Source organism: Micromonospora sp. BS32 (assembly GCF_059089345.1).
On sequence record NZ_JBSSHR010000004.1, the window covers coordinates 163,899 to 185,346 of the forward strand.

Annotated in this window: 22 protein-coding genes; 13 read left to right on the top strand and 9 right to left on the bottom strand. The window is 73.1% G+C overall.

The features are described 5' to 3' along the window. Positions 1–470 precede the first annotated feature (470 nt). The 5 genes from trxA to AC5RWQ_RS08435 all read left to right on the top strand — a co-directional run bounded on the left by trxA (position 471) and on the right by AC5RWQ_RS08435 (position 4,990). Complete coding sequence (gene trxA, locus AC5RWQ_RS08415) at positions 471–833, top strand: thioredoxin (RefSeq protein WP_334488482.1); 363 nt, start codon at positions 471–473, stop codon at positions 831–833. 91 nt (positions 834–924) lie between these two features. Beyond that, a complete protein-coding gene (locus tag AC5RWQ_RS08420) occupies positions 925–2,991 on the top strand; it encodes an intein-containing Rv2578c family radical SAM protein (protein ID WP_494282161.1) in 2,067 nt (688 codons plus the stop codon). A 24-nt stretch (positions 2,992–3,015) separates the two neighbouring features. Further along, positions 3,016–3,741: a hypothetical protein gene (locus tag AC5RWQ_RS08425; RefSeq protein WP_494282162.1), complete on the top strand. Its 726-nt coding sequence runs from the start codon at positions 3,016–3,018 to the stop codon at positions 3,739–3,741. A 22-nt stretch (positions 3,742–3,763) separates the two neighbouring features. After that, complete coding sequence (locus AC5RWQ_RS08430; protein WP_334488488.1) at positions 3,764–4,171, top strand: CoA-binding protein; 408 nt, start codon at positions 3,764–3,766, stop codon at positions 4,169–4,171. Positions 4,172–4,240: 69 nt separating this feature from the next. Beyond that, positions 4,241–4,990, top strand: coding sequence for a hypothetical protein (locus tag AC5RWQ_RS08435; RefSeq protein WP_494282163.1), 750 nt, complete (start codon positions 4,241–4,243; stop codon positions 4,988–4,990). A gap of 15 nt (positions 4,991–5,005) precedes the next feature. Here the strand turns inward: AC5RWQ_RS08435 and AC5RWQ_RS08440 are convergent, their stop codons facing one another. After that, positions 5,006–6,202: an acyl-CoA dehydrogenase family protein gene (locus AC5RWQ_RS08440; protein WP_334488493.1), complete on the bottom strand. Its 1,197-nt coding sequence runs from the start codon at positions 6,200–6,202 to the stop codon at positions 5,006–5,008. Positions 6,203–6,382: 180 nt separating this feature from the next. On the opposite strand from AC5RWQ_RS08440, the gene AC5RWQ_RS08445 reads away from it, so the two are divergent. Next, positions 6,383–6,820 carry a DUF4190 domain-containing protein gene (locus AC5RWQ_RS08445; protein WP_494282164.1) on the top strand — a complete coding sequence of 146 codons (438 nt, stop codon included), beginning with the start codon at positions 6,383–6,385 and terminating at the stop codon, positions 6,818–6,820. Between the two features lie 3 nt (positions 6,821–6,823). On the opposite strand, the gene AC5RWQ_RS08450 is transcribed toward AC5RWQ_RS08445, so the two are convergent. Beyond that, positions 6,824–7,708, bottom strand: a complete 885-nt coding sequence (locus AC5RWQ_RS08450; protein ID WP_494282165.1) for an SDR family NAD(P)-dependent oxidoreductase — start codon at positions 7,706–7,708, stop codon at positions 6,824–6,826. Between the two features lie 114 nt (positions 7,709–7,822). On the opposite strand from AC5RWQ_RS08450, the gene AC5RWQ_RS08455 reads away from it, so the two are divergent. Beyond that, positions 7,823–8,341, top strand: a complete 519-nt coding sequence (locus tag AC5RWQ_RS08455; RefSeq protein WP_494282166.1) for a DUF4190 domain-containing protein — start codon at positions 7,823–7,825, stop codon at positions 8,339–8,341. Positions 8,342–8,415: 74 nt separating this feature from the next. On the opposite strand, the gene AC5RWQ_RS08460 is transcribed toward AC5RWQ_RS08455, so the two are convergent. After that, positions 8,416–9,372 carry an HpcH/HpaI aldolase/citrate lyase family protein gene (locus AC5RWQ_RS08460; protein ID WP_494282167.1) on the bottom strand — a complete coding sequence of 319 codons (957 nt, stop codon included), beginning with the start codon at positions 9,370–9,372 and terminating at the stop codon, positions 8,416–8,418. Positions 9,373–9,500: 128 nt separating this feature from the next. Between AC5RWQ_RS08460 and AC5RWQ_RS08465 the strand changes: the two genes are divergently transcribed. After that, complete coding sequence (locus tag AC5RWQ_RS08465) at positions 9,501–10,325, top strand: SDR family NAD(P)-dependent oxidoreductase (RefSeq protein WP_494282168.1); 825 nt, start codon at positions 9,501–9,503, stop codon at positions 10,323–10,325. Beyond that, positions 10,322–10,615, top strand: a complete 294-nt coding sequence (locus AC5RWQ_RS08470; protein ID WP_494282169.1) for a DUF1330 domain-containing protein — start codon at positions 10,322–10,324, stop codon at positions 10,613–10,615. Before AC5RWQ_RS08465 ends, AC5RWQ_RS08470 begins: the two co-directional genes overlap by 4 nt. Here the strand turns inward: AC5RWQ_RS08470 and AC5RWQ_RS08475 are convergent. Both AC5RWQ_RS08475 and AC5RWQ_RS08480 read right to left on the bottom strand, forming a co-directional pair. Further along, positions 10,605–12,752 carry an APC family permease gene (locus AC5RWQ_RS08475; RefSeq protein WP_494282170.1) on the bottom strand — a complete coding sequence of 716 codons (2,148 nt, stop codon included), beginning with the start codon at positions 12,750–12,752 and terminating at the stop codon, positions 10,605–10,607. The genes AC5RWQ_RS08470 and AC5RWQ_RS08475 overlap by 11 nt on opposite strands. A 110-nt stretch (positions 12,753–12,862) precedes the next feature. Next, on the bottom strand, positions 12,863–13,828 hold the full coding sequence (locus tag AC5RWQ_RS08480) for a DMT family transporter (RefSeq protein WP_494282171.1): 966 nt from the start codon (positions 13,826–13,828) through the stop codon (positions 12,863–12,865). Between the two features lie 95 nt (positions 13,829–13,923). On the opposite strand from AC5RWQ_RS08480, the gene AC5RWQ_RS08485 reads away from it, so the two are divergent. Continuing rightward, positions 13,924–14,622: an HAD family hydrolase gene (locus AC5RWQ_RS08485; RefSeq protein ID WP_494282172.1), complete on the top strand. Its 699-nt coding sequence runs from the start codon at positions 13,924–13,926 to the stop codon at positions 14,620–14,622. A gap of 67 nt (positions 14,623–14,689) precedes the next feature. On the opposite strand, the gene AC5RWQ_RS08490 is transcribed toward AC5RWQ_RS08485, so the two are convergent. After that, positions 14,690–15,154, bottom strand: coding sequence for a hypothetical protein (locus AC5RWQ_RS08490; protein ID WP_494282383.1), 465 nt, complete (start codon positions 15,152–15,154; stop codon positions 14,690–14,692). 88 nt (positions 15,155–15,242) lie between these two features. Then, complete coding sequence (locus AC5RWQ_RS08495) at positions 15,243–16,112, bottom strand: PhzF family phenazine biosynthesis protein (protein ID WP_494282173.1); 870 nt, start codon at positions 16,110–16,112, stop codon at positions 15,243–15,245. 33 nt (positions 16,113–16,145) lie between these two features. On the opposite strand from AC5RWQ_RS08495, the gene AC5RWQ_RS08500 reads away from it, so the two are divergent. From AC5RWQ_RS08500 to AC5RWQ_RS08510, 3 genes are all read left to right on the top strand, one after another. Beyond that, complete coding sequence (locus AC5RWQ_RS08500) at positions 16,146–17,432, top strand: magnesium transporter MgtE N-terminal domain-containing protein (RefSeq protein ID WP_494282174.1); 1,287 nt, start codon at positions 16,146–16,148, stop codon at positions 17,430–17,432. Then, entirely contained in the window at positions 17,425–18,027 is a 603-nt protein-coding gene (locus AC5RWQ_RS08505) for a DUF1003 domain-containing protein (RefSeq protein WP_494282175.1), read from the top strand. The genes AC5RWQ_RS08500 and AC5RWQ_RS08505 overlap by 8 nt, the downstream gene beginning before the upstream one ends. Before the next feature lie 143 nt (positions 18,028–18,170). After that, positions 18,171–19,319, top strand: a complete 1,149-nt coding sequence (locus AC5RWQ_RS08510; protein ID WP_494282176.1) for an Mrp/NBP35 family ATP-binding protein — start codon at positions 18,171–18,173, stop codon at positions 19,317–19,319. 128 nt (positions 19,320–19,447) lie between these two features. On the opposite strand, the gene AC5RWQ_RS08515 is transcribed toward AC5RWQ_RS08510, so the two are convergent. Both AC5RWQ_RS08515 and AC5RWQ_RS08520 read right to left on the bottom strand, forming a co-directional pair. Further along, positions 19,448–19,870: a twin-arginine translocase TatA/TatE family subunit gene (locus tag AC5RWQ_RS08515; protein WP_334488531.1), complete on the bottom strand. Its 423-nt coding sequence runs from the start codon at positions 19,868–19,870 to the stop codon at positions 19,448–19,450. 74 nt (positions 19,871–19,944) lie between these two features. After that, complete coding sequence (locus tag AC5RWQ_RS08520; protein WP_494282177.1) at positions 19,945–21,270, bottom strand: S1C family serine protease; 1,326 nt, start codon at positions 21,268–21,270, stop codon at positions 19,945–19,947. Positions 21,271–21,448: the final 178 nt, after the last annotated feature.

The window sequence follows — 21,448 nt, forward strand, 5'->3', positions numbered from 1 at the left end:
CGGGTGGTGAGGAAATGTCACACCGGGCGCAACCGGGGGGAGACGCAATGAGCGGCGGGGCCCTCCCCGGCACCCGCCGCCCACGCTCTGATGGGGACGATTCTGCCGCAGGGAACGTCGGACGGACAGAGATGGACGTCACATTTACCTTTTTGTGACATCACGCTCCGTGACAGGCGTCCGGGTGATCGGCGATCTCCGCAGGTCGGATAGGCCCTCGTCAGTGCGGAAATTACCGCAGCGTAACACCCGCCCCCCGCGATCTCCTTGGGAACGCTCCCATCACGGCTCGTCACGCAAATGCGTCACGCACTTGCGGTCCGCAGGACGGGAGCGGCCGATGCCACTCGATGGGCGTGATCGCGGGCGGACGACCCACGGCCGGTTTCGGCCCGGCCGGCCCGGGAATTTGAAGGGGCCGACCCTGGTTCTATGGGACGAAACGCAATCCGCGCTGATCGGAGAGAGCAATGGCAACGGTTGAGCTGACCACGGCCAACTTCGAAGAGGTGACCGCCAGCGACGGCATCGTGCTCGTCGACTTCTGGGCCGAGTGGTGTGGTCCGTGCAAGCGGTTCGCCCCGGTCTACGAGCGCTCCTCGGAGAAGCACCCCGAGATCACCTTCGGCAAGGTCGACACCGAGGCCCAGCAGGAGCTGGGCGCGAAGTTCGACATCCGGTCCATCCCGACGATCATGGCGATCCGGGACGGCGTGATCGTCTTCGCCCAGCCGGGCGCGCTGCCCGAGTCGGCCCTGGAGAACCTGATCGAGCAGGTCCAGGCGCTCGACATGGACGACGTCCGCAAGCAGCTGGCCGACCACAAGCACTGATCTTTATCGAACGACGGCTGGGCTCTCGATCGGGGCCCAGCCGTCGTCGTGTCCGCTTGCGCTCTCTTCGTACACGTGTTCGAATAGTCCCATGCGCTGGGAGAACCTCTCCGCTCCCCCGGACGAGGGGCATCCCGACGGGTCAGCGCCAGCGACGCCACCCCTGCCGCTGGCGCTGCCCGGCGCGATCGCCCGCACCTTCGACACCCCCGGCTTCGCCGGCATGACCTTCTATGAGGTCCGCGCCAAGTCGATCATCAACCGGGTGCCCGGCGAGTCCCGCGTCCCGTTCGAGTGGACGATCAACCCGTACCGTGGCTGCACCCATGCCTGCGTCTACTGCCTGGCCGGGGAGACCCCGATCCTGATGGCCGACGGGCGGACCAGGCCGATCAGCGAGCTGGAGCCCGGCGACCGGATCTACGGGACCGAGCGGCGGGGGGCGTACCGCCGCTATGTGGTCACCACGGTCCTGGCCAAGTGGTCGACGGTGAAGCCGGCCTACCGGTTGACCTTGGCGGACGGCACCACGCTGGTGGCCAGCGGCGACCACCGCTTCCTTTCCGAGCGGGGTTGGAAGTACGTCACCGGCATGATGCAAGGCGTCGGTCAGCGTCCCTACCTGACCACCAACAACCGCCTGATCGGGACCGGCCAGTTCGCCGCCGCCCCGAAGGACTCGACCGACTACCGGCGGGGCTACCTCTGCGGGATGGTTCGCGGCGACGCCCACCTCGGCACCTACCGCTACCCAGGTGGAGTCGTCCACCGATTCCGGCTCGCGCTCGCCGACGCGGAGGCACTACGCCGCAGTGAACTCTTCCTCTCCGGCTTCGGGGTGCCGACGAGTCGCTTCCTCTTCGCGCCGGCGACCGCTGCCCGACGGGCGGTGCACGCGATCCGCACCACGCGGCAGCGAGACATCGCAGCCGTCACGGACCTGGTCCGCTGGCCCGAGCGGCCGAGCGACGACTGGCGGCTGGGCTTCCTCGCCGGGATCTTCGATGCCGAGGGGAGCTGCAGCCGGGGCGTCTTTCGGATCAGCAACGGCGACGACGAGATCCTCGACCACCTCTCCGAGGCGTTCCACCGCTTCGGCTTTCACACGGTGCTGGAGGATCGCGGACGGCCGAACCGGGTCCGCCAGATCCGGCTGACCGGTGGGCTTCCCGAGCGGCTGCGGTTCTTTCACCTCACCGACCCGGCCATCACCCGCAAGCGGGACATCGAAGGCGCGGCCTTGAAGTGCCGGGCGGCACTCCGGGTCACCGCCGTCGAACCACTCGGGCTGGAACTGCCGCTGTGGGACATCACCACCGGCACCGGCGACTTCATCGCCAACGGCGTGGTGAGTCACAACTGCTTCGCCAGGAACACCCACACCTACCTCGACCTCGACGCGGGGGCGGACTTCGACCGCAAGGTGATCGTCAAGGTCAACGCCGGCGAGCTGGTCCGCCGGGAGCTGGCCGCCCCGCGCTGGCGGGGCGCGCACGTCGCAATGGGCACCAATGTGGACTGCTACCAGCGGGCCGAGGGGCGTTACCGGCTCATGCCGCCGATCATCGAGGCGCTGCGCGACTTCGCCAACCCGTTCTCCATCCTGACCAAGGGCACCCTGATCCTGCGGGACCTGCCGCTGCTGCGGCAGGCCGCCGAGGTGACCCGGGTCGGCGTGTCGTACTCGGTGGGCTTCGTCGACGAGGCGCTGTGGCGGGCGGTCGAGCCGGGCACACCGAGTCCACGCCGCCGGCTCGACGCGGTACGCCAGCTCACCGACGCCGGCTTCCCGGTGGGCGTGCTGATGGCGCCGATCCTGCCCGGGCTCAGCGACCGCGACGAGTCGATCGAGGCCACCGTGGCTGCGATCGCCGCCGCCGGGGCGGTCAGTGTGACCCCGATGGCGCTGCACCTGCGCCCCGGCGCCCGCGAGTGGTACGCGCACTGGCTGGGCCGCGAGTTCCCGCACCTGGTCCCCCGCTACCGCGAGCTCTACCGCTCCGGCGCGTACGCGCCGCAGGCGTACCAGCGGGAGCTGACCGCGCGGGTGCGGATCGCGGCCCGCCGGCACGGCCTGCACCGGGGCGAACACGGTGACAACCGGCGACTGCCGGAGCCACCCCCACCACCGGCGGCCGAGCAGCTCTCGCTGCTGTAGCCGGCGGGGTCTACCGTGCCGGGGATGCGGGAGATCATCGGGGCGGCGCTGCGCCGGCAACGGATCGCTGTCGTGGTGGCGCTGGCCGTCGGTCTGGGCGCGGCACTCCCGCGGGACTTGGCGGACCGGCTCGACGACCCGTTGGCGCTGCTGAGCGCGGCGCCCCTCGTCCTGTTCATCGGCATCGTCCTGCGTCACCTCCGCTGGCGGCCGAGCACCGCCGAGCTGCGGGTCGACGAGGGCGCGCGGGCTTTCTTCGCGCCACCCCGCGCCCAGGTCGGCTTCGCCCCCGCCGTGGTCGGGTTCTTCGCCTACCAGGCCGCCGACTCCCTGCTCCGGCCGATGGACGACCGCTGGCCGTTCTTCGTGGTGGCCGGGCTGGCGACGACCGTGCTGGGGCTGATCCTGTGGCGGCGGGTGCCGGGCGTGGAGCTGACCCCGGACGGGATCGCCCATCGCCGTACCGAAAGGCAGCGGTTCGTGCCGTGGGCCGCGCTGGACCCGGCGGGACCGGTCGGGTTCCCGCGGGAACCCGGGATTCTCACGTTGCCGATCGTCCGCCCGGAGCTGGTCACCAGCAGCGGGCTGGGGCGCCGCGGTGGGTTGGTGGTCGTCCGCGACGTGGACAGCGCGCCGACGGAGATCGCCGGGGCGATCCGGCACTACCTGACCCACCCCGAGGCGCGCGCCGACATCGGGACCGCCGAGGAGTACGCCCGGTTGCGGGCGGCACTCGGCGGTGGCGGCTGACCGGTCGGGTTAGAGTCGGCCGGTGCGTACCGCTCAGCAGCTCCTCGCCGACTCGGCCGTGATCGCCGTCGTGGGCGCGTCCCGCGACCCGCGCAAGGCCGCCCACAGCGTGCCGTTCCAGATGCAGCGGTACGGCTGGCGGATCATCCCGGTCAACCCGACGGTGGACGAACTCTTCGGCGAGAAGGCGTACCCGTCGCTGGCCGACATCCCGCACCCGGTCGACCTGGTGGACGTCTTCCGGCCCGCCCGGGACGCCGTGCAGGTGGTACGGGAGGCGGCGGCCATCGGCGCACCGGCGGTCTGGTTGCAGCTCGGCATCGTCTCCGCCGAGGCGCGGCGGATCGCCGAGGAGGCCGGCATGGACTACGTCGAGGACCGCTGCCTGATCATCGAACGCGCCGCGGGCAACCTCACCCGCCTGCCCTGACCGCCGGGACCGGTTCGGGCGACGACCGGCCTCGCGGCGAGGTTGGCCCGGTGGTCGTACCCTGCGCGCATGTCTTTCCCGCCGACGGTCCGGATCCCCCCGCTCGGTGACGGGCTCTGGGGTCGGCGGCTGCTGGCCCTCGCGGCGGCCGCGGCGGCAGCCGGGGTGGTCGCGATGCCGCTGCTGCGCAGCGATCGGTTCGACTTCGACGGGGTCGAGGGCGTGGTCTGGCTGCTGATCGGCGCCCGCGCGCTGGAGCGGCGTTGGTGGCCCCGGCGGGATCGCCGGCTGGTCTGGAGCGCACGGGTGGCCGGCCGGGACGCGGTCGAGCCGGGACTGGTGGCCCGTCGTTCGCTGGCCGGGTGGGTCGACCTCGGCGCCGATCTCGTCTGGATGGGTGCGGCCGCGCTGGTGGTGATCTCGCTGGTTCCGACGGACCAGGGGTGGGGGCGGATCGCGCGGACGGTGCTCGTCCTCGGCCTGGCTGCGGGACTCGGACGGGCCACCTACGAGGAGGCGCGGTTCACCGGGCGGGTGGCGCTGACCGCCAGTGGGATCCGCCACGGTCGCCGGGCGTACGACTGGGCGAACATCGACCGGGTGATCCCGCACCGCAGCGACGGCCGGATCGACGGGGTGCGGCTCCGCCCGGTGCGGTGGGGGTCGCTGGAGCCGGCGCCGGTGGTCGGGGGCCGGGACACGGCGGTGCCGGAGGAGCGGCTGGTGGCCGCGATCGAGGAGTACCGGTTCCGCCCGCACGTGCTGGCGGGCGGGCCGGTCACCGCGCCGGAGCCGGCTGTCGAGCCGGCCGGCGGGTGACCGGCGTACGCCGGATCAGAGCTTGTACTCCTTGAGCAGGCCGCGGGAGATGATGGTCTTCTGGATCTCCGAGGTGCCCTCGCCGATGAGCAGGAACGGGGCCTCCCGCATCAGCCGCTCGATCTCGTACTCCTTGGAGTAGCCGTAGCCGCCGTGGATGCGGAACGCCTCCTGGACGACCTCGGCGCAGTACTCCGAGGCGAGCAGCTTGGCCATGCCGGCCTCGACGTCGTTGCGCTGGCCGGCGTCCTTGAGCCGGGCGGCGTTGACCATGAGCGCGTGCGCGGCCTCGATCTTGGTGCCCATCTCGGCGAGCTTGAAGGCGATCGCCTGGTGCTTCGCGAGCGGCTGGCCGAAGGTCTTGCGCTGCTGGGCGTACGCGACGCCCAGCTCGAAGGCGCGGATGGAGATGCCGCAGGCCCGGGCGGCGACGTTGACCCGGCCGACCTCGATGCCGTCCATCATCTGGTAGAAGCCGCGGCCGACCTTGTCGGCGCCGCCGAGGATGGCCGAGTCGGGGACGGTGACCCCGTCGAGCACCATCTCGGTGGTCTCGACGCCCTTGTAGCCCATCTTGTCGATCTTGCCGGGGATGGTCAGGCCGGGGGCGGTCTCGCCGAAGCCCGGCTCCTTCTCCAGCAGGAAGGTGCTCATGTTGCCGTAGACCGACTCGGCGCCGGTGTCGGTCTTCACCAGGGTCGCCACCACCGAGGAGTACGCCCCGTTGGTCAGCCACATCTTCTGGCCGTTGAGCACGTAGTTGTCGCCGTCGCGGACGGCCCTCGACTTGATCGCCGAGACGTCGGAACCCGTCTCCGGCTCGGACATCGAGAAGGCACCGCGCACCTCGCCGGTGGCCATCTTCGGCAGCAGCCGGGACTTCTGCTCGGCCGAGCCGTGCTGGGAGATCAGGTACGCCACGATGAAGTGGGTGTTGACGATGCCGGAGATCGACATCCAGCCCCGGGACAGCTCCTCGACCACCAGGGCGTACGTCAGCAGGCTCTCGCCGAGGCCGCCGTACTCCTCGTCGATGGTGAGGCCGAAGAGTCCCATCTCGCGCATCCCGTCCAGGATGTCGGTGGGGTACTCGTCGGCGTGCTCCAGCCGCTGGGCGTGCGGAATGATCTCCTTGTCCGCGAACTCCCGGACTGTTTCCAGGATCGACCGCTGCACATCGGTCAGGCCGGGCGTCTGGGCGAGTCGGGCCATCTCAGCCTCCGGGGAATCGGCGCATTACTCGTGGGTAACTGAACGCTCGGTCAGTATCGGCCCCCCGGCCTGCCGAGCCAAGGTGACCAGTCCACACAACCGCTGTGAAAAGGTTCACCGCTACGGGTAGCGTCCGCAAGAGAGAGCCGCGTTGACCTGTGGCGGAGGGGGCGAGCGGACGTGAGTCATCCACCACCGGGCGAGCCTGAGCAGCCCCCGTCGCCCTACGAACGGCCGTCCGGCCAGTCGGACCAGCCGCAGTGGGACCAGCCCGAGCAGCCCCGCTGGGGTCAGCCCGAGCACCCGCAGTGGGGACAGCAGCCGCCGTACCCGCCCCAGGGCCCGTACGGCCAGTACGGCCCCCCGCCCGGCGGCGGGGGCACCAACGTCATGGCGATCCTGTCGCTGGTCTTCGCGTTCGTCTTCGCCCCGGCCGGCATCGTGCTGGGCCACCTGGCGAAGCGCCAGATCCGACGGACCGGCGAGGAGGGCGACCAGCTCGCCACCTGGGGCCTGATCCTCAGCTACGTCTTCACGGTGCTCGGCCTGCTGGCCTGCTGCGGCTGGATCGGCTTCGCGATCTGGGCCGGCTCCGACAACGGCAACACCTACAACTGATCGTCAGCGGAACTGCGCCTCGCGGACGCTGTTGCCGCCGTCCACCACCAGCATCTGGCCGGTGATGTACGAGGCGGCCGGCGAGCAGAGGAAGGCGATCGCCGCCGCCACCTCGTCCGGGGTGCCGGGGCGGCCGACCGGCGTACCCAGGCCCTGCTTGATCTCGGCCATCGTGGAAGCCGCCGTGTAGATGGTGCCGGGCGCGACCGCGTTGACGGTCACCCCGTCGGCGATCATCTCCATCGCCAACGCGCGGGTCAGCCCGACCACCCCGGCCTTCGCCGCCGCGTACGCCGCCTCGGTGGGCAGCGCGTTGACCGGGCCGGCGGTCGCCGCCAGGTTGACGATCCGTCCCCAGCCCCGCTCGGACATGCAGCTGCTGAAGGCGCGACTGCACAGGAAGGCGGTGGTCAGGTTCCGGTCGATCTCGCCGCGCCACTCGTCGTAGCTGAGCTGGGCCACCGGGCGCAGCACCTCCGGGCTGGCCCGGCTGGCCAGGCCCGCGTTGTTCACCAGCACCTCGACGTCGCCGAGCTGCTCGGTGACCGCGTCGGCGAGCGCGCCCACCTCCGACTCGTCGGTGAGGTCGGCGACGAAACCGGTCACCCCCAGCTCGCCGGCGCGCTCGTGGATCCGGCGGGTGGTGGAGACGATGGCGACCCGGGCGCCCAGGTCGGCCAGCCGGCGGGCCGTCGCGTACCCGATGCCGTCCGGACTGCCCGCGCCGGTGACCAGAGCGATCTTGCCGTCCAGCCGCATGGTCACCGGATCGGAGACCGGCACCGGCTCGTCCTGGCCGTTGTGGCCGGCGGTGGGGATGCGCCGGCCCGACCCGACCCGCCTCGGTCCGCCGTCGGAGAGGTCCACGCCACGCGCGTCGATAGCCATGCCGCGATCCTGCCCCCTGGGAGCGGCCCGGGCAACGCGGCACCACGGGGGACATCCGTTCTGGTTCGGTCTGGCTACCCTGACGGCGCACCCACATGCGACGGAGAAGATCTCATGACCTATCCCCCGCCCTCCGGCGGCTGGCACGATCCCGCGGCCGACCCGACCCTGCAGGTCAGCGGCCAGCCCGTTCCGGCCCAGCCGACCGGCCAGGACCCGTACGCCCCGGCCGCGCCGTACTCCGGGCCGCCGGCCGCTCCCACCGACCCGTACGCCGCCGCGGCGGCGTACCCGACGCAGGGCTACCCAGCGCCCGGTTACCCAGCGCCCGGTTACCCCTCGTACGGCTACGCGGCCCAGCCGAAGACGAACAGCATGGCGATCGCCGCGCTGGTGCTGTCGCTGGTCGGCATCGCGTCCTGCATCACCGCGCCGGTCGGCGCGATCCTCGGCCACGTGGCCCGCAAGCAGATCCGGGAGACCGGCGAGGGCGGCGAGGGGATGGCGAAGGCGGCCATCATCGTCGGCTGGATCCTCACCGGCCTGATGCTGCTGCTCATCGCGTTCTACGTGGTCGTCATCGTGCTCGCCATCGCCAACGGCGACTCGAGCAGCAGTAGCAGCGACTTCTGACGCACGAAGGGGCCGTCCCGGCGCGCCGGGACGGCCCCTTCGTCACCCCGCCCCGGCGAGGGGCGGCGTGGCGGTCACTCCGAGGGCGGGGTGAAGGTCGAGGTGCGGGTCATCCCGGCCGCACGCCCCTTGGCGGAGATCACCAGGGCCATCTTCCGGGACGCCTCGTCGATCATCTCGTCGCCGAGCATCACCGCGCCGAGCTTGCCGCCCGCCTCCGAGGTGTAGTGCTCGTACGCGTCGAGGATCAGCTCAGCGTGGTCGTAGTCGGCCTGGGCCGGCTGGTAGACCTCGTTCGCGGCGTCGATCTGGCCCGGGTGCAGCACCCACTTGCCGTCGAAGCCGAGCGCCGCCGAGCGCTTCGCCACCTCGCGGAACGCGTCCACGTCGCGGATCTGCAGGAACGGGCCGTCGATGGCCTGCTTGTCGTGCATCCGGGCGGCCATCAGGATCCGCATCAGGATGTAGTGGTAGGGGTCGCCCGGGTAGTCCGGGATCAGCGCGCCGACCACCAGCGACTTCATGTTGATCGAGGCCATGAAGTCGGCCGGGCCGAAGATGATCGTCTCGACCCGCGGCGAGGCGGCGGCGATCGCGTCGACGTTGACCAGGCCGGCGGCGTTCTCGATCTGCGCCTCGATGCCGATCCGGCCGACCTCCAGGCCGAGGGTCTTCTCGATCTGGGTGAGGGTCAGGTCCAGCCACTGCACCTGGGCGGCGTTCTGCACCTTCGGCAGCATGATGCAGTCCAGGTTCGCCCCGGCGCCCTCGACCACCTCGATGACGTCCCGGTAGGTCCACGGGGTGGTCAGGTCGTTGACCCGGACCACCCGGGTCTTGCCGGCCCAGTCGCCGTCGTTCAGCGCGGCCACGATGTTCTTGCGGGCGTCCGGCTTGGCCAGCGGGGCGACCGCGTCCTCCAGGTCGAGGAAGACCTGGTCCGCGGGAAGGCCCTGGGCCTTGCCGAGCATCTTGACGCTGGAACCCGGCACGGCGAGGCAGGACCGGCGGGGGCGACCGACAGCGGCCATGGATGTGCTCCTTCCAGCGTCCGGCGGGCAGGCCGACGCCACCTGAAATGAAATCCGAGAACTTAACGATCCCAAAGGGCGTTGTGACCACACGGTAACCTCGTGCCGTGACCGGGGTGAATGGACCTGTGGAAGATCTCACTGGGCGTCGGATCGTGGTGGTGACCGGCGCGAGCTCCGGCATCGGCCTCGCCGCCTCGGTCGAGCTGGCCCGTCGTGGCGACCAGGTGGTGCTGGTCGGCCGGGACCCGGCCCGCCTCCAAGCCGCCGGTGACCGGGTACGGGAGGCCTCCGGGGAGCGCCCCGAGCTGTTCCGCGCCGACTTCGCCGTGCTCGACGACGTCCGTGGGCTCGCCGAGCGGCTGCGCGCGGCGTACGACCGGATCGACGTGCTGGCCAACAACGCCGGGGCGATCGTGCTGCACCCCCTCACCACGGTGGACGGCTTCGAGCTCTCCGTGCAGGCCAACCACCTGGCCCCGTTCCTCCTCAGCAACCTGCTGAAAGACCGGATCGGGCGGATGGTGGTGACCGCCTCCGGGGCGCACCGCAGCGGCGTGCTCGACCCGGACGACCTGAACGTGACGCTGCGCCGGTACCGGTCGATCCAGGCGTACGGCACCAGCAAGCAGGCGAACATCCTCTTCACCGCCGAGGCGGCCCGACGCTGGCCGGGCGTGCCGGCGTACTCGTTCCACCCGGGCGTGGTGCGGACCCGGTTCGGCGCGGACAGCCGGTTCGTCGCCCTCGGCATGCGGCTCCTGCCGTTCCGCAGCCCGGAGAAGGGCGCCGAGACGCTGGTCTGGCTGGCCCGCCAGGACCCGGCGCGGCTGGTCAACGGCGCCTACTACGCCGACCGGCGGCTACGCCGACCGCTGCGCAAGGCGGCCGACCCGCAACTCGCCGCCCGGCTCTGGACGGCCAGCGCCAAGGCCGTCGGGATCGACGGGTGAGCGGGTTGCGTCTGGTGGCGGTGGTCGAGTTCGGCGCCGACCCGGAGGCCGGCCAGCGCTACGAGGACGCGGTGCTCACGCTGCTCGAACGGCACGGCGGGCAGCTCGAGCGGCGGCTGCGGGCCGTCGACGGACGCAGCGAGGTGCACCTGATCCGGTTCGACTCGCGGAACGGGGTGCAGTCGTACCTGGCCGATCCGGAGCGGCTGGCGCTGCGGGCGGCGGTCGGCGACGCGGCACCCGAGACCCGGGTGATCGAGGTGCACGAGGTTCCGACCGTCACTCGGTGAGGTGCACCGGGATGCTGGTAACCACCACCCCCGGCAGCGCCCGCAGCGCCTGCCGCAGCCGGTGCTCGGTGCGGCTGTGCAGCGGCCGGTGCCAGCGCCGGCGCAGCACCACCTCGGGCACAATCACGGTCAGCACCAGCTCGGGCGCGGAGTCGCGCAGCGCCTCGAGGTAGTGCGCCAACGGCCCGATCACCGCCCGGTACGGCGACACGATCGCCTCCAGCCGGACGTGGTCCCCCCAGGCCTCCCACTGCGCCCGGAAGCGTTCCGCCTCCGCCTCCTCCGGCGCGATGTGCAGCGCCAGGGTCGGCCGGCCCAGCGACACCGCGTACGCCAGGGCCCGCAACGACGCCCGGTTGAGCCGGGCCACCGGCACCACCACCAGGTGGCGTACCTGCTGGGGCAGCTCCTCCCCCTCGGCGGGCCCGGCGGGCGGTCCGCCGGCGACCGGCAACGGGTGCAGGGCCAGCGCCGCGTGCAGCGTTCGGTAGTGCCGGCGCACCCGGTGGAAGAGCAGCACCAGCAGGGGTACGGCGACCACCACCACCCAGGCGCCCTCGGTGAACTTGGCGACCGCCGCGGTGAGCAGCACCAGCCCGGACAGGGCCGCGCCGACCGCGTTGAGCGCCAGCCGGTGCCGCCAGCCCGGCCCGCGCCGGCGCCGCCAGTGCACCACCATGCCGGCCTGGGAGAGGGTGAAGGCCAGGAAGACACCCACCGCGTAGAGCGGGATCAGCGACTCGGTGTGGCCACGGAACACCACGAAGACGAGCGCAGCCGTCGCGGCCAGCGCCACCAGACCGTTGCTGAACGCCAGCCGGTCCCCCATGTGCAGGAACCGGCGGGGCGCGTGCCCCGCCCGGGCCATGAAGAAGAGCAGCCGGGGGAAGTCGTTGAAGGCGGTGTTCGCCGCCAGCAGCAGGATCAGCGCGGTGGTGGCCTGGACGACGCCGTACCAGGGGCCGGTCGGAAAGGTGACCCGGGCCAGCTGGGACAGCAGGGTCTGCTCCCGGGTGGGGACCAGGCCGTCGAGGTGGATCAGCAGGGTGAGCCCGGCGAAGAGCAGCACCAACATGCCCACCATCCAGCCGAGGGTGGTGCGGGCGTTGCGCCACTCCGGCGGGCGGAACGCGGGCACCGCGTTGGAGACCGCCTCGATGCCGGTCATCGACACCGCGCCCGACGCGAAGGCGCGCAGCACCAGCAGCAGGCCGAGCCCCTCGGCGGCCGGCACCGCGGGCGGCGGCACGGGCGCGAACCCCCGGCCCGCGAACCGCAGGTAGCCGACCGTGAGCAGGGCGAGCAGCGCGGCCACGAAGGCGTACGTGGGGAGCACGAAGAGGTTGCCGGCGGTCCGGACGCCCCGCAGGTTGCCGGCGAGCAGCACACCGATCACCAGCACCCCGAGCGGCACGGCGTACGGTGCCAGCCCGGGCAGCGCGGAGGTGATCGCGTGCACCCCGGCGGCCACCGACACCGACACGGTCAGCACGTAGTCGAGCATCAGCCCGGCCGCGGCGGCCAGCCCCGCCCCGGCGCCCAGGTTGTCCCCCGCCACGATGTACGACCCGGCCCCGTGCGGGTAGGCGGGGATGGTCTGCCGGTAGGAGACGCCAACCGCGACCATCAGCAGGACCAGCCCGGCGGCGAGCGGCAGGGAGAGCCCCAGCGCGCCGCTGCCGGCCAGCACCAGCACGGTCAGCAGCGCCTCCGGGCCGTACGCCACGGAGCTGAGCAGGTCGGAGGAGAGCACCGGCAGGGCGACCAGCTTGCGCATCCGCTCGTAGAGCACCGCGGCGCTGGTCAACGGCGGGCCGAGGACCGCCCGGCGCAGCCGGGTCAGCGTCCGGCCGAACCGGGTGCCGGGCAGGTTCGCCGGCTCGGTGGCGACCAGCTCGTCCGGCTCCTCGGGGCGGAACAGGTCGATCGGCGCCAGCCGCCCGAACCGGGTCGGGGCGGGCTGGGCGCGGCGCCGACCCAGGGTCGGGTCGACCGGCAGCTCCGCGCCCCCGCTCACCCGCCAGCGTTCGCCGATCCGGCGCAGGGTGCCCAGCTCGGCGGGGTCGAGCGGCGGGAACTCGGCCGACGGGGTGACGACCGTGCCGCCGTCCGGCTCGTGTTCGTCCCGCCGCGCCATCGCCTCACCCCTCCTTCCCCGCTATCTCACGTGACGGGGGCTGCCGGGGCGGCGGTTTGGGCGTACTCGCGCCGAAGGAGCCGGGGCGGCGCGGTGCGCCGGGGCGCGGGTCAGCCTGCGGGCGGGGCGGCGTCGGCCGGGACCGGGGCAGGCGTGGCGCGGCGGCCGGCGCGGGCCCCGCCGAGCACCACCACCGCCACCCCGACCAGCAGCAGCGCCAACCCGGGCAGGGCGAGCGGCCGGGGCAGCTGGCCCAGCCACACCCCGGCGATCAGCGCCGCGCCGGGCGCCTCCAGCAGGATCAGCACGCTCACCGTGGTCGCCGAGACCCGACGCAGGGCGTAGTTGAACATCGAGTGCCCCAGCAGCTGCGCGCCGGCCACCAGGGCGAGGATGGCCAGCCAGGTCGACGAGTCGTACCCGTGCAGCGGCACCCCGCCGACCAGGCAGACCACCAGCAGGATCAGCGCGCAGACGCCGTAGCAGATGGTGGTGTAGGTGGTGGTGCTGATGGTGGCGCGGGCCCGCTCGCCGAAGGCGGTGTAGACGGCGGCGAACATGCCGCCGGTGACCGCCAGCAGGTCGCCGGCGAAGGCCCGGCCGGAGACGGCGAAGTCCGCGCCGGTGGCCAGGGCCGCGCCGGTCACCGCCACCCCGATGCCGAGCCAGACCTGGTAGGGCAGGCGACGGCCCTGCCACCGGGCGATCAGCCCCTGCCAGACCGGTTGGGTGGCGCCCAGTGCGGTGGCCGCGGCGACCGAGGTGAGCTGCGCGCTCGGCATCCAGGTGGCGAAGTGCGCGGCGAGCGCCACCCCGGAGAGCACGCAGTAGAAGCCCTCCCGGCGGCCCGCGCCGACGGTCAGCGACCGGAACTCGGCCCGGCGGCGGGCCAGCGAGAACGGGCCCAGCACGGCGGTGGAGAGCAGGTTCCGCCAGAACGCGATGGCCAGCGCCGGGGCGGCCGCGAACGCGACCAGCGGGGCGGACGACGAGACGGCGGCGACGGCCAGCACGAGGACGCCGGCGGTCAGCGGGTCCACCGGATGGCGGGAGGGGGTCGGAGACACGGAGAGCAATACTCACACAAGAGAGGACAGCACGGACCGTCAGCACTCCGTTACGATCTGCAGGTCCGCGCCGGCGACCCCTCGACGCCCGGAGGCGCTCCCTCATGCCCAGGTATTCCGCGGTGCTGTTCGACTTCTTCGGCACGCTGACCCGCTGCGTTCAGCGCGGCGCGGCTCACCAGGCCACGGCCGAGCTGCTCGGCTGCCCGGTCGACACCCTCTCCGCCGTACTCGACCGGACCTTCTACCAGCGGGCCGCCGGCCGGTACGGCGACGCGGAGGCAACCCTGCGCTGGGTGTGCGCGCAGGCCGGCGTGCACCCCTCCGACGCGGCGGTCCGCTCCGCGGTCGCCTCCCGGCACCGCGCCGTACGCGCCGACACCCGGCTGCGGGCGGACGCCGTGCCCGCCCTCGCCGCGCTGCGCGAGCGGGGGATCCGGACCGCACTGGTCAGCGACTGCACCCACGAGTTGCCGGCGTTCCTGCCGCAACTGGCGGTCGCCCCGCTGCTCGACGTGCGGGTCTTCTCCGTCCAGGTCGGCCGGTGCAAGCCCGACCCGGCGCTCTACCAGGCCGCGTGCCGGCGGCTCGCCGTCGCGCCGGAGGCCTGCCTCTACGTCGGCGACGGCGGCAGCCGGGAACTGACCGGCGCCCGACGGGCCGGGATGACCGCGGCCCGCCTGGTCACCCCGGACCTGGCCGGGCACCTGGTCTTCGACGCGGAACGGGACTGGGACGGCCGGGTAATCGGGTCGCTGCGCGAGGTGGTCGAGCTGGTCGACGTGGTGCCGGCGGCCTGCTGAGCGGTCCTGCTCCCGTCCGGTGACCGGCGTCAGCGGCGGCGGACCCGGCTCCCGGTCGGTGACGGCGTCAGCGGCGGCGGACCCGGTGCAGCCGGAACGGCTTGCGGGTCACCCGCACCACCGGGGCGCCGCGCGGCGGCTCGGCCAAGGCGGCGTCGGGTAGCCGGTCCCCGGCGTCCGGATCGCCCGCCGGGGAGAGCCGGGTCAGCGCGCAGCCGTCGGCCGCCCAGCGGGCCACCAGGTCGGCGGTCGGGCCGGGCGCGTTCAGCCGCTTCGCCGCCACCAGCGGCGCCGCGTTCTCCCACGCCTCCGTCCCGGGCGTCACCCGGGTCACCCGGGCCGGCCAGGTCACGATCCGCCCACCGTGGTCGCCGCGCAGGGTCACCCGGGCGCCGGTGGCGTCGGCCAGCCCCGGCGCGGACTGCTCGCCGGGACCGCTCACCACGAAGAGCGCGCCCTCCAGGGGTGCGCACCACAGGGCCAGCGCCGGCCCGTCGCCGACGCTCACCCAGGCGATCGCGGCCTTCTTCATCGCCTCGTCGACCAGCGGGGTGCTGTCCCGGGCGTCCGGCTCGTCCGTCACACCGGCATCCTCTCGTACGTCGTCGTGCCCGTGCCGGTCAGCCGACGAACGGCGGGATCAGGATCTCGCCCCGGGCCACCGCCATCACCTGACCCGAGACCGTGGCGCCGACCGCCGCCCCGTCGGCCGCGGTCACCGTGCAGGCCAGCGCGGATGGTCGGTGGATCTCGATGCCCTGGCGGACCGCGTACGTCGAGGTGCCGTCGCCGGGGAGCAGACCGCTGGCGACCAGCCAGACGCCCAGGCCGAGGGCGGCCGAGCCGGTCGCCGGGTCCTCCGGGACACCGAGCCCCGGCACGAAGACGCGGACGTGCGCGGTTTGCGTCCCGGCGTCCCAGGAGAAGACGCTGACGTGCTCCACTCCGTACCGCTCCGCCGCCGCCGGGTTCACCTTGGCGCGGGCCACCGCGTCCGGGCGGACCGGCAGGTAGGGGAACTCCAGCCCGCAGCCGGCCACCCGGGGCGCCGGGCCAGTGTGGTCGGCCGCGGTCAGGCCGGCCATCTCCAGCAGCTGATCCGGGTCCAGTTCGGGGCCGAGGGTGGGCGTGCCACCGGTCAGGGTGGCGCCGGTGGCGGTCACCTCGATCGGGAGCACCCCGGCACCGCACTCCTGAGTGACACTGCCCACACCGAACATCCCGCGCCGGCTGGCGGTGACCGCGGCGCCGACACTGGGGTGTCCGGCGAAGGGCAGTTCCGCCGCCGGGGTGAAGATCCGGGCCCGGTAGGTGGCGCCGACCTGGGTCGGTGGCAGCACGAACACCGTCTCCGACAGGTTGAACTCCACCGCGAGCGCCTGCATCTGTTCGGTGGCCAGCCCTTCGGCGCCGAACACCACGGCCAGCGGGTTGCCGGCGAAGGGGCGGTCGGTGAAGACGTCCACGATCTCGTAGGCCAAGGTCGACATGTTGATAAACACTAGGCGCTTAGGCTGGTGCCTGTGAGCACGCCGAACCGGGTCTACATCGCACGACTCGCCGGAGTCGCCGTCTTCGACCCCAACGGCGACCAGGTGGGGCGGGTCCGCGACGCCGTGGCCCGGATCCGGCCGACCCAGCGTCCGCCCGAGGTGGTCGGCCTGGTCGCCGAGATGCCGATGCGCCGACGGATCTTCCTGTCCATCAACCGGATCACGTCCATCGACGCCGAGGCGGTCGTCCTCGGCAGCGGCACCCTCAACCTGCGCCGCTTCGAGAAGCGCCCGAACGAGCTGCTCGTCCTCCAGGAACTGCTGGACCGGCGGGTCCAGCTCGAGCCGGGCGGCCAGCCCGGCGCGGTGGTCGACGTGGCCATGGAGCGCAGCCGTGGCGGCGAGTGGTCGCTGTCCCGGGTCGCGGTCCGCGAGCAGGCCAGCCGGCTCACCCGCCGCGGCCACCTGCACCAAGTCGAGTGGGACCGGGTGCGCGGACTCAGCGGCATCGCCGACAACCGGGGTACGGCGAACCTGCTCGCCGTCCTGGAGGACATGCGCCCCGCCGACCTGGCCAACGCGTTGCAGGACCTGCCCGACGCGCGGCGCAACGAGGTCGCCGCCGCCCTGGACGACGAGCGCCTCGCCGACGTGCTCAGCGAGCTGCCCGAGCACGACCAGGTGGAGATACTGGCCGCGCTGGACCGGGAACGGGCCGCCGACGTGCTGGAGGAGATGGACCCGGACGACGCGGCCGACCTGCTCAACGAGCTGCCCCCGCCGGAGCAGGACGTGCTGCTCGACCTGATGGAGCCGAACGAGGCCGACCCGGTCCGCCAGCTCCTGCGGTACGCCTCCGGCACCGCCGGCAGCGTGATGACCTCGGAGCCGGTGATCCTGCCGCCGGACGCCACCGTCGCCGAGGCGCTGGCCCGGATCCGGGAGGAGCAGCTCTCCCCGGCGGTGGCCGCGCAGGTCTTCGTGACCCGCGCGCCGATGACCACCCCAACCGGGCGCTACCTGGGCATGGTGCACTTCCAGCGGCTGCTCCGCGAACCCCCGGCCGACCTGCTCGGCGGGGTGGTGGTCAACGACATCGACCCGCTCCGGCCGACCACGCCGCTGCCCGAGATCACCCGCCGGATGGCCACCTACGACCTGGTCGCCATGCCGGTGGTGGACCGCAGCATGCGCCTGGTCGGCGCGGTCACCGTGGACGACGTGCTGGACCACTCACTGCCCCGCGACTGGCGTGACCGGGACGCCATACCGGGCCCGGCCCCCACCGACGCCGTCCTGGACGGCACAGATGGCTGAGCAGCGGCGGGCCGAACGGCTGGACCAGCCGCGCGAGCCCCGCGGCGTCAAGCTGCCGCGCTTCGACCCGGAGGCCTTCGGCCGCTGGTCGGAGGGGATCGCCCGGGGCATGGGCACGGCGAACTTCATCGTCTACATGACGGTGGTGATCGCCGCCTGGTTCGGCTGGAACACCCTGGCCCCGGCGGACCTGCGCTTCGACCCGTACACCTTCACCTTCCTCACCCTGGTCCTGTCGTTACAGGCGTCGTACGCGGCCCCGCTGATCCTGCTCGCGCAGAACCGGCAGGCCGACCGGGACCGGGTGTCGCTGGAGGAGGACCGGCGGCGGGCCACCCTGCAGAAGGCGGACACCGAGTACCTGGCCCGGGAGATCGCCGCGCTGCGGATCGCGATGGGCGAGGTGGCCACCCGGGACTTCCTCCGCTCGGAGCTGGCCCGGCTGGCCGAGGAGCTGGACGAGGCGGCGCAGCGCCGGCAGAAGCTGGAGCGGCGGCAGCAGGAGCGGGCCCAGCGCCGCAGCGCGGAGCCGCTCGACGAGCCCCGGGACGAGCTGGACGGCGACTTCGCCCGGGACGGCCGCCCGGAGGGCTGACCGACACGCTCGCCGCCCGGTTTGCCGCCGGACGTCCCGTCCGCCCGGTGGGCCCCGGACGCGTCCGACGCGGTCATCGATTCGCTCACACCACGCCCCCTCGGGCGGCGGTGGCGGATCACCGGCGACGTAGCATTGCGGGCATGTCAGCACCCGTCAGCACCGTCTCCGACGCGATCCAGGCCGCGCTGGCCACCGTCAACGACCCGGAGATCCGCCGGCCCATCACCGAACTGGGCATGGTCCGCTCCGCCGAGGTCGGCGACGACGGCGTCGTCCGCGTCGAGCTGTTGCTCACTGTCGCCGGCTGCCCGCTGAAGGACAAGCTGCGCAACGACATCACCGCCGCCGTCGGGGCGGTCCCCGGCGTGACCGGTGTCGAGATCGAGTTCGGCGTGATGAGCCCCGAGCAGCGGCAGGGCCTCCAGGCCAAGCTGCGCGGCGGGGGTGCCGCCGACGAGCCGGTCATCCCGTTCGCCCAGCCCGGCTCCCGCACCCGCGTCTACGCGGTGGCCAGCGGCAAGGGCGGGGTCGGCAAGTCCAGCGTCACCGTGAACCTGGCCGCCGCGCTGGCCGCCCGCGGCCTCTCCGTCGGGGTGGTGGACGCCGACATCTACGGCCACTCGGTGCCCCGGATGCTCGGCGCGGACGGCCGCCCGACCCGGGTGGAAGACATGATCATGCCGCCGCAGGCGCACGGCGTGAAGGTCATCTCGATCGGCATGTTCACCGCGGGCAACGCCGCCGTGGTGTGGCGCGGCCCGATGCTGCACCGGGCGCTGCAGCAGTTCCTCGCCGACGTCTACTGGGGTGACCTGGACGTCCTCCTGCTCGACCTGCCGCCGGGCACCGGCGACGTGGCCATCTCCCTGGCCCAGCTGCTGCCGAACTCCGAGATCCTGGTGGTGACCACCCCGCAGGCCGCGGCCGCCGAGGTCGCCGAGCGGGCCGGCGCGATCGCCCTGCAGACCCACCAGCGGGTGGTCGGGGTGATCGAGAACATGTCCTGGCTGGAGCTGCCGGACGGCTCGCGGATGGAGCTCTTCGGCGCCGGCGGCGGGCAGACCGTCGCCGAGTCGCTGAGCCGGACGATCGGTGCCCAGGTGCCGTTGCTGGGGCAGATCCCGCTGGACACCCGGGTCCGGGAGGGCGGCGACGCCGGCAACCCGATCGTGGTCGCCGAGCCGGAGTCCCCGGCCGCGAAGGCGCTGAGCCAGATCGCCGACCGGCTCGCCCTGCGCCGCGAGTCGCTGCTCGGCAAGCCGCTCGGCCTCAAGCCCGCCGGCCGCTGACCCACCACACCGCCAGAATCCGCACACTGTCAGGCAAAAGAGGGGCCTCCCGCGCTCGGGAGGCCCCGCTTTTGCGTGACAGTGCGGGCCAGGACGGCCCTCGGGGGTGCGACGTGGCGGGGGGTGGGTCAGGTGGCGTCGTCGTAGCTGGGGCGGGGTGCCGGGGCGGGAGCGCCGCCGGTGGCGGTGCCGGGGCGGCGGCCGTTGGCGCGCGGGTCCGCGGCGTTTGCGACGTCCTTGAGCTCGTTGTGCACGCCCGTGACGTCCGCGCGGAGGTTGTCGTAGACACCCTGCAGCGGCTTCCGGATCGCCTGCTCGTCCTCCTCGCTGAGCAGGTGCTTGCGGATGAACGCCTTGGGGTGCAGATCCTCCAACTGGATGTCGGTGCCCAGCTCACGGCTCAGGTCGCCGGTGGCGTTGCGGGCCATGTTCCGCAGGTTGCGCACCATCCGCAGCCCGTCGTTGATCACGTTGGGCAGCCGGTCACCGAAGATCAGCAGCGCCAGGAGCAGCAGCGCACCGATCTCCCACCAGTTCAGGTTGTCGAGCACGGCTGGGCCTCCTCGTCGGCGTCAGGCCAAGACTACGCACGTCGCGCGCCGCTCCGGGAGGGGGTGACCGGCCCTCACTTGGCGTCTGCGGCGAGCGTCACGGAGGTGTTCTGCCGGCTCGCCCCGCGCCGGTACTCCACCGTCACCACCGAGCCCGGGGCGTACTTGCGGACCAGGGCGATCAGATCGGTCGGTTCGGTCATCGGCCGACCGTTGAGCTTCAGGATCACGTCCCCGGCCTTCAGGCCCGCCCCGGCCGCCGGCCCGGACGGCTCGACCGCGGCCAGCCGTACCCCGCTGCCGGCCGTGGTGGCCGTGCCGGTGCCGCCCACCTGGGCGCCGATCACCGTACGCCGGGCCTTGCCGGTGCCGATGATGTCCTGGGTGACCCGCTTGGCCTGGTTGATCGGGATGGCGAAGGCGAGGCCGATGTTGCCCGCCTCCTGCCCCTCGGCGACCAGCGACTTGATCGTCGAGTTGACCCCGATCACCCGGCCGGCGGCGTCGACCAGCGGCCCGCCGGAGTTGCCGTGGTTGACCGCCGCGTCGGTCTGGATGGCCGCGTAGTAGCGCACCGGGCCGCCCGGCTCGCCGGCCTGCATGGTCCGGTCCAGGGCGCTGACGATGCCGGCGGTGACGGTGTTGGCCAGCGACAGCGGCGAGCCGATCGCGAGCACCGGGTCGCCGACGGCGAGCGCGTCGGAGTCGCCGAACTCGATCGGGCGCAGCCCGCTGCGGTTCACCTTGATCACCGCGATGTCGGATTCCGGGTCCTGGCCGACCACGGTGGCCGGGGCGGTGCTGCCGTCGTTGAAGACCACCGACGCCTTGCCGGTGCCACCGGCCACCACGTGGTCGTTGGTGATCACGTGGCCGTCGGCGCTGACGACGAAGCCGGAACCCTCGCTGGTGCCGCCCAGGCTGGCCACCCGCACGGTCACCACGCTGGGCAGGACCTTCTCGGCGACCCCGGCCAGCGACTCCGGGCGGCGCTGGGCCAGCGCCGGCGCCTCGGCGGGACGGGCGCCCAGGGCCACCCCGGCGCCGGCCCCGCCGCGGACCGCGAAGGCGTACCCCAGGGCACCGCCCAGCGCACCGGCGAGCAGCGCGGTGATCAACGGGATCAGCAGGAGCTGGCGCAGCTTCGGCCGGCCCAACGCGTCCGGGTCGGTGACCGGCTCCGGCGCGGCCCCGGCGAGGGGTGCGGTGGGGATCACCACCGCGGCCGGCGCGTACGGGTCCCGCCACGGGTCGGCGAGCGCGTCGGACCACCACGGTGATGTCGTGCCTGCCGCGGCGCCGTGCGGCACAGTCGGCGGCCCCACCGGCGGGGTCCCGGCCGGCGGTCCCGCCGGTGCCGGGCTCCCGCCGGGCTGGCGCCAGTCCCAGCCGTCGGTCACGTCGGTGCCTCCACTCCGTCCCCCGGTCCCCCGGGCCGCGCCGGGAGAGGGGTCCGGCGTGACGCGTGGGGTACCGCATCCAGGATTGCACGGATGCGCCGGGTGGAGTCAGCTCTTGGCCCGGCGTGATCGTCAGCGGTGGACGCGCGGCTGCACGCCGAAAGCCTCGCCTCTAGGC

What these genes read in the sequence shown, in the direction of transcription:
- trxA (WP_334488482.1), top strand. Translation starts at nt 471, where the DNA reads ATGGCAACGGTTGAGCTGACCACGGCCAACTTCGAAGAGGTGACCGCC.
- AC5RWQ_RS08420 (WP_494282161.1), top strand. Translation starts at nt 925, where the DNA reads ATGCGCTGGGAGAACCTCTCCGCTCCCCCGGACGAGGGGCATCCCGAC.
- AC5RWQ_RS08425 (WP_494282162.1), top strand. Translation starts at nt 3,016, where the DNA reads ATGCGGGAGATCATCGGGGCGGCGCTGCGCCGGCAACGGATCGCTGTC.
- AC5RWQ_RS08435 (WP_494282163.1), top strand. Translation starts at nt 4,241, where the DNA reads ATGTCTTTCCCGCCGACGGTCCGGATCCCCCCGCTCGGTGACGGGCTC.
- AC5RWQ_RS08440 (WP_334488493.1), bottom strand. Translation starts at nt 6,202, where the DNA reads ATGGCCCGACTCGCCCAGACGCCCGGCCTGACCGATGTGCAGCGGTCG.
- AC5RWQ_RS08450 (WP_494282165.1), bottom strand. Translation starts at nt 7,708, where the DNA reads ATGGCTATCGACGCGCGTGGCGTGGACCTCTCCGACGGCGGACCGAGG.
- AC5RWQ_RS08455 (WP_494282166.1), top strand. Translation starts at nt 7,823, where the DNA reads ATGACCTATCCCCCGCCCTCCGGCGGCTGGCACGATCCCGCGGCCGAC.
- AC5RWQ_RS08460 (WP_494282167.1), bottom strand. Translation starts at nt 9,372, where the DNA reads ATGGCCGCTGTCGGTCGCCCCCGCCGGTCCTGCCTCGCCGTGCCGGGT.
- AC5RWQ_RS08475 (WP_494282170.1), bottom strand. Translation starts at nt 12,752, where the DNA reads ATGGCGCGGCGGGACGAACACGAGCCGGACGGCGGCACGGTCGTCACC.
- AC5RWQ_RS08485 (WP_494282172.1), top strand. Translation starts at nt 13,924, where the DNA reads ATGCCCAGGTATTCCGCGGTGCTGTTCGACTTCTTCGGCACGCTGACC.
- AC5RWQ_RS08490 (WP_494282383.1), bottom strand. Translation starts at nt 15,154, where the DNA reads ATGAAGAAGGCCGCGATCGCCTGGGTGAGCGTCGGCGACGGGCCGGCG.
- AC5RWQ_RS08495 (WP_494282173.1), bottom strand. Translation starts at nt 16,112, where the DNA reads ATGTCGACCTTGGCCTACGAGATCGTGGACGTCTTCACCGACCGCCCC.
- AC5RWQ_RS08505 (WP_494282175.1), top strand. Translation starts at nt 17,425, where the DNA reads ATGGCTGAGCAGCGGCGGGCCGAACGGCTGGACCAGCCGCGCGAGCCC.
- AC5RWQ_RS08510 (WP_494282176.1), top strand. Translation starts at nt 18,171, where the DNA reads ATGTCAGCACCCGTCAGCACCGTCTCCGACGCGATCCAGGCCGCGCTG.